This window comes from Acinetobacter sp. GG23, assembly GCF_057766365.1.
The window spans coordinates 1-5,471 of the sequence record NZ_JBYMDJ010000016.1 but is presented as its reverse complement, the minus strand read 5'-3'; the positions used below and the strand labels follow the sequence as shown (position 1 = coordinate 5,471).

Genomic DNA, 5,471 nt, shown 5'->3' with positions numbered 1-5,471 from the left:
GGTGCTGTGTGTTTCATTTGTTACCTCATTATTTTGTTAAATTAGAAAATTAAACGCAAAAAATCCTCGTTAACTTGTTCAACTGGTTTGTTGAAAAGTACGAAGTAATTAAATTTTGGGTTGTTCGGTCGATTGAATGTTGGATCACATTCGTTGGGGGGCAGGTGTTAAGTCAGTTTTTTTTAATCTCCATCTATGTTTTTGTGATACTACATATACTACCACAACTTCTCATTTTGTCAAGTGAAATTTTCTATTTTTCGCACTGTAAGGCTTCAGATTGAATGTTAATCCAAATTAGTGCAGTAGACTAGATACGGTATATTTTCCATCTTAGAGCAAATCAAGCGCAAACATGGCTATACACCACCAAAATTTCACCAATAACCATGCAGTATCTTTAAGTTGATATTCTGTTGTTCCTCGCCTTGTTATTTACCCATGCCGTACGACTGTAAAGGTACTGGTATCTAAGGCATCTGACTGCTAAAAACAAATTTCCCCTCCAACATGGGAAGGGAAACTGGATTGCTTGACTAACAACAGATTATCCCGGACAAGCTCTTACGAGATTGGAAAGCAGAAAACAATCTGTAGGCAGTCAGCTAAGAAACTCAATAGCTGTACCAACAAGATTTTAGACATGTGCCTAACTCCCTATTCAGTAGTCAGACCATTGCTGCATCAAAATACCAAAAGGTATACAATGAAGTTGAACTGCTTGCATTGGCAACAATGGCAGAGAAAGCCTCCTTCATTAGGTCAGATTTTTGAGGGAGGCCACTTCCTTACAAACATGAAATCCAAGATTTGTCACAGGTACGTACTAAAGTACATGACATTAATCTCAACGATGTGTATACACACTAAGTACACAAACATTCCTAACTCAATTTGTAAGTTACAACCATTATAACTCAATTAATGACTAACTCCGTGCACACAATCTGGTCAAAAACCAGTTGAAACATAGCACCTAAAAAAGTGCAAATGTGATAGAGCTTTTAGCAATCAATCCAATACTGCACGCATTACTCGCCCAAACAAACTTCTACGTTTAAGTTCTGGCTTTTCTTCTTGAGCGTGTACCTGTACCTGTTCGGTAGTCTTAGCCTCTGGCATTGATGGCTGATGCTGTGGTTCAGGTGTCGGCTCTGCTACCTTTTCAGATTGTTGTGGTTTAGGCGCACCAAGTAGAAGTTGAAGCGTATGGATTTGATCATCCTTCGCCTGTAGCTGCTCACGTTGGAATTGTTCACGTTCCTGTGCAAGTTCAAGCTGCTTCTGAAGCATGTCTACCTGTTGTCGCAAGGCGTAGCTTTCTGTCTCATTTTTCGTAGCTTTTGACTGTAACGTGACGTTCTGATGGCTTCGTTGTGAAGGTTCACCAAAGACGCGGATAGCTTCTGCAAAGTCAATCTTACCGTCACTATTTTTAGTTAGATCACCTTTGTTTATACGCTTGTAAATGCTTTGACGATTCATACTGTATAGCTTGGCAAGTTCAATAACCGAGAGCGCTTTCATCATTGTTATTCTATTTAGTAACGTTACTAAAGGGTACATTATTATCTACATGTAGGGATACACTACAAACTGCTTAGTAAATAGAATCTACTTTATTAGCTTCGATAACTTTAAACTCATTCCTTCCTGTACCATTCTTACTATTTAGATTAATTAAGATTAAATTATTTCCACTAGATTCTAGTAATCTCCAATCATCAGAATTTTGTAAGGTTGAAACAGAACCCCTGTTATTAAACTTCACTACAGGGAAAAGTTTTTCTGAACTATCCTTGTATGCCTTACTACTGCCTAGACTAGACATCATGAAAAGTCCAAGGAAACTGAAAATAAGCAGACTAGGTAATTTGAAGCTTCTGCTGACTTCATCCCCATTAAAAATATCCTTCAAGTTTAAAAAATAGGTAAAACCAAAAAAGAAAGGGATACCATTAGCTAAAATCGTCAGTAAGGTATCTACGCCTCCACCAACCATAGAGGAAACTGCAGGAACAATAAAGAAAGTAAAAATCAGACCAGAGTGACTAAAAAAAGGAAGTAAAGAACAATAAACTGAAGCAATAGCAGTTCCTAAAAGAAATACCATCGTTGTAATCAAAATTGAGTAAACGAATCCTTGGACATTTAACAATGGTAAAATCCATAATGCATCTAAAGCATTGAAGTAACCAAACTTGTAAGTAGCAGCAAGACCCAACAACAATAATGGTACCAAAGCATAGAATTCAATGAATGATTTTAAGGAAACATTATTCAATTAAACCACCCCTAAGAAAGCTGAGTATCTGATAAAACTCACTTACACCACCTAGTAAAAATCTTCTCAACACATTTAATTATTTAGTACCGATACCTATAACGTAAGCCATTAAAACTTACCTCTAAGAGATCAAAGTATCCTCTCCAAGAGCTGTTATCTGATAAGGCTCACTTTCACACCCTAATAAACCAAATTCCAATTATCAAAAATGGACAGATAGCTATTCCTATGTACGCCAAGATTACTTCAGGCACACCAAATATTCTTTTAAAGAAACCTGCAAAGAGAATAGCTAGAATATTGCCTACGATAAGCAGAAGAATAGCTTGTAGAATGCTTTGGGTAATGCCCCAATAGATTGGATAAGCTAAAGCAAAAATCCACATACCTTGTGCCAACAGCATACCAAGCACTGAAAAAGCGTTATTCTTTTTCCACAAATTTCTTTCCATAACAGATACTTCTTCTGGACGCTGCATAGTAAGTGCAAAATTGCCAGATATTTGCCACAGAAACATCATGGTTAATAGGTAGACTAAAACAGCCGCATATAGCATTACACCTTCCCCTTAAACCAGTTAATAACAGTCCTCCTTGAAACTTCTAATTCCTTAGCAATTTGACTGTTATTCAAACCTTGTTCTTTTAATTCAAGCGCTTTTTTTCTTAGAGGTTGATACTGTGCAGAACGTACAGCACCACCTTTCTTACCGCCCTTAGCACCACGTTTAGCTTGTACTGCACTAAATTCACCATAGCTGAATTTCTTCCATACCCAGCGTGCAATGCTCTTAGCGGTTGCTCTGACTTCACTATAAGGTAAAGGCTGTTCAAAACCACTGTTAATGGCTTCCAGTTGCTTCTTTACAACCTGTTCCCAATCATAGCTAGAGTTACAGTACATGTAGTCGCGAATCGCCACATATGCCCACTGCCGACCACGTTCGAACATTGTAACGTTACGTCCTAAACCTACTATTTCTAGCTTCTTAGGTAGCTTCTTGGGTAACTCGACAAAGTCTGCAAGGTAGTCAAGTGAATAGGATTTGTCAGTCCAAACTGTTGTGCGCCATTGAGGATGTAATGGGTTCTTAGTTATTAGTTTTGAATACCCAAGATCAGCACCCATCTTCAAGGCGTACGCATAGTAAATTGCCTGTGCGTATTTGATTGCTTTAACACTCGCAAACTCGCTTGTGAATAAGGGTATCTCTAGTTTGTAGCAATGATGACAATGCCCATTTAGTGGGTTCTGTGTCGTCCATAGGGGCTTTGGTAGCCCTGCATCAAACCAAGATACAGCCGCATCATCTTTATCATCATCAAAAACAAAATAGACCGTTTTCTTTGGTGGATTGATTTGAAGGTACGGTTTTTTAATAGCTATCGCTTTGGTACGGACAAACATGTACCCAGGCTTTTCATCCATGCAATATGGGTTGTTTGGCAAGTTATCAAGCAGATCAAGCTGCTGTTGTGCCAATATCCCTGCTTTAAAATTCGTCAGTGTACCGTGACTTTTTGTACATTCCATGCGTTTACTACTTGAGTAATCCGCTTGTACCTGTAAAATGATCTACAGACACAAGACGGAATAATCCCCTTATTGTTGTTTAAAGATACAAGCCTCGATTGATTCCATTCCGCCAAGTTTGAAAATCATCGGGGCTTTTCATTGTCTGTTAGTTTTACCACACATTTCATGCGGTTGTAAGAAACAAGTTCTGCACTATCTACTGCATTATTCAAACTGATCTATAGGCGCGGTGCTTAACACACCGATACACCTGCAAAAATATCGGTCTAATCTTTTCAAAATATCAGGCTGCACTGTTAAGAGCTTTAATGGCTCGCTGCACTGTAGATAGCGAAACTCCAAACTCTTTCGCTACATTTCTATAGCTCTTACCATCATTCAACGCTTGACCAATCGCTTCTTTATCTACGGTAGCAGGACGGCCTTTGTACTTGCCTTCCTCTTTAGCTTTGGCAATACCTTCACGCTGACGCTCTAGCATCAACTCACGTTCAAACTGACTAAATGCAGCTAACATCGTGAACATCAAATCATTCATTGGATTGTTAGTATCAGGTTTAAACTCCAAGCCTTGCTTAACAAACTTAACCGTTACGCCTTCGGCTCTTAATTGGTTCATCAACTCGATTAAATCTGCTGTATTCCGCCCTAAACGATCAAGGCTGTGAATGTACAGCTCATCACCATCACGGACGTAATCAAGCATTTCCTGCAGTGCAGGACGCTTAGTATCTTTGCCGCTAACCTTATCCTCGAACACCTTATCGAAGGTCATCCCATCCAATTGACGATCTGTTTTTTGTTCTACTGTGCTGACACGCTTATAGGCTACTTTCTGCATGACACTGTACCGATTTAAATCTAAGATGATTAATACTACCGTACCCATAATTAAAAAACAACTTAAATAGGTACGGTTTTTCCCCATCATCTGTATTCATGCTGCTGTACCTTGTAGGGCATGCTAAAAAAGTACACCACAAACATCAGGCGAAAAAAAAGCAACCTCTAAGTTGCCCTGTCTTGCTCATTTACAGTTACCTGTAACGCATCAACTGGGACGTACAATCTTTGGTTTTAACTCGAATACTAATGATAATGCTTTCTCATCGGGTGTTAAGTCATTACCACTCATTTGTTTAGCTTTCTTTGCAGGCTTTGGAATTAGATAATGCTCGGCTAACTCGTAGGCTACGCCTGCAGTTTCCACGGCGTTATCTGCAACATTATGAATTGAGCAATTCAATGCAAAATCTTCAGTATTGGCAAGCATCAATGCGATTACTTCAGCTTCAGTTTTTTTAGTGAAGATCACTAGCTTGATGTGCGAATCCAAAATTACTTTTAAGTATCTTGCTGTTGGGTCTATCTGCTTCAACATGTCAAAAAACTTTCCAAAGTCTTCGTAAACTTCAAAGCTGTAGCAATTGTGCTGATTCTCTACAGCTAATGCTAATAAAGAATTGACCTTATCAATATTGGTTGGTCGATAGCTCTTACCTTGTGGAAGTTGGTAGCCTTTGTACATACCGTAAACTAATACGCTCTTGTTAGTTGTGGGCATGAATGTTTGTGAAATTGATGCTGTTTGTGGTGCTGTGTGTTTCATTTGTTACCTCATTATTTTGTTAAATTAGAAAATTAAAC

General features: G+C 38.7%; 6 protein-coding genes. All 6 read right to left on the bottom strand.

Going from position 1 to position 5,471, the window contains the following annotated elements; genetic code table 11:
• Positions 1-1,011: 1,011 nt before the first annotated feature.
• The 6 genes from AC3CAU_RS16735 to AC3CAU_RS16710 all read right to left on the bottom strand — a co-directional run bounded on the left by AC3CAU_RS16735 (position 1,012) and on the right by AC3CAU_RS16710 (position 5,433).
• Positions 1,012-1,527 carry a plasmid replication DNA-binding protein gene (locus AC3CAU_RS16735; RefSeq protein ID WP_447054498.1) on the bottom strand — a complete coding sequence of 172 codons (516 nt, stop codon included), beginning with the start codon at positions 1,525-1,527 and terminating at the stop codon, positions 1,012-1,014.
• A gap of 73 nt (positions 1,528-1,600) precedes the next feature.
• A complete protein-coding gene (locus tag AC3CAU_RS16730; RefSeq protein WP_447054495.1) occupies positions 1,601-2,284 on the bottom strand; it encodes a hypothetical protein in 684 nt (227 codons plus the stop codon).
• 176 nt (positions 2,285-2,460) lie between these two features.
• Positions 2,461-2,844, bottom strand: coding sequence for a hypothetical protein (locus tag AC3CAU_RS16725; RefSeq protein ID WP_488368512.1), 384 nt, complete (start codon positions 2,842-2,844; stop codon positions 2,461-2,463).
• On the bottom strand, positions 2,844-3,821 hold the full coding sequence (locus tag AC3CAU_RS16720) for a replication initiation protein (RefSeq protein WP_447054493.1): 978 nt from the start codon (positions 3,819-3,821) through the stop codon (positions 2,844-2,846). The genes AC3CAU_RS16725 and AC3CAU_RS16720 overlap by 1 nt, the downstream gene beginning before the upstream one ends.
• Positions 3,822-4,107: 286 nt before the next feature.
• Positions 4,108-4,665, bottom strand: coding sequence for a recombinase family protein (locus tag AC3CAU_RS16715; RefSeq protein WP_447054496.1), 558 nt, complete (start codon positions 4,663-4,665; stop codon positions 4,108-4,110).
• A gap of 210 nt (positions 4,666-4,875) precedes the next feature.
• Positions 4,876-5,433 carry a hypothetical protein gene (locus tag AC3CAU_RS16710; RefSeq protein WP_447054494.1) on the bottom strand — a complete coding sequence of 186 codons (558 nt, stop codon included), beginning with the start codon at positions 5,431-5,433 and terminating at the stop codon, positions 4,876-4,878.
• Positions 5,434-5,471: the final 38 nt, after the last annotated feature.

What these genes read in the sequence shown, in the direction of transcription:
- AC3CAU_RS16725 (WP_488368512.1), bottom strand. Translation starts at nt 2,844, where the DNA reads ATGCTATATGCGGCTGTTTTAGTCTACCTATTAACCATGATGTTTCTG.
- AC3CAU_RS16720 (WP_447054493.1), bottom strand. Translation starts at nt 3,821, where the DNA reads ATGGAATGTACAAAAAGTCACGGTACACTGACGAATTTTAAAGCAGGG.
- AC3CAU_RS16735 (WP_447054498.1), bottom strand. Translation starts at nt 1,527, where the DNA reads ATGAAAGCGCTCTCGGTTATTGAACTTGCCAAGCTATACAGTATGAAT.
- AC3CAU_RS16715 (WP_447054496.1), bottom strand. Translation starts at nt 4,665, where the DNA reads ATGCAGAAAGTAGCCTATAAGCGTGTCAGCACAGTAGAACAAAAAACA.
- AC3CAU_RS16710 (WP_447054494.1), bottom strand. Translation starts at nt 5,433, where the DNA reads ATGAAACACACAGCACCACAAACAGCATCAATTTCACAAACATTCATG.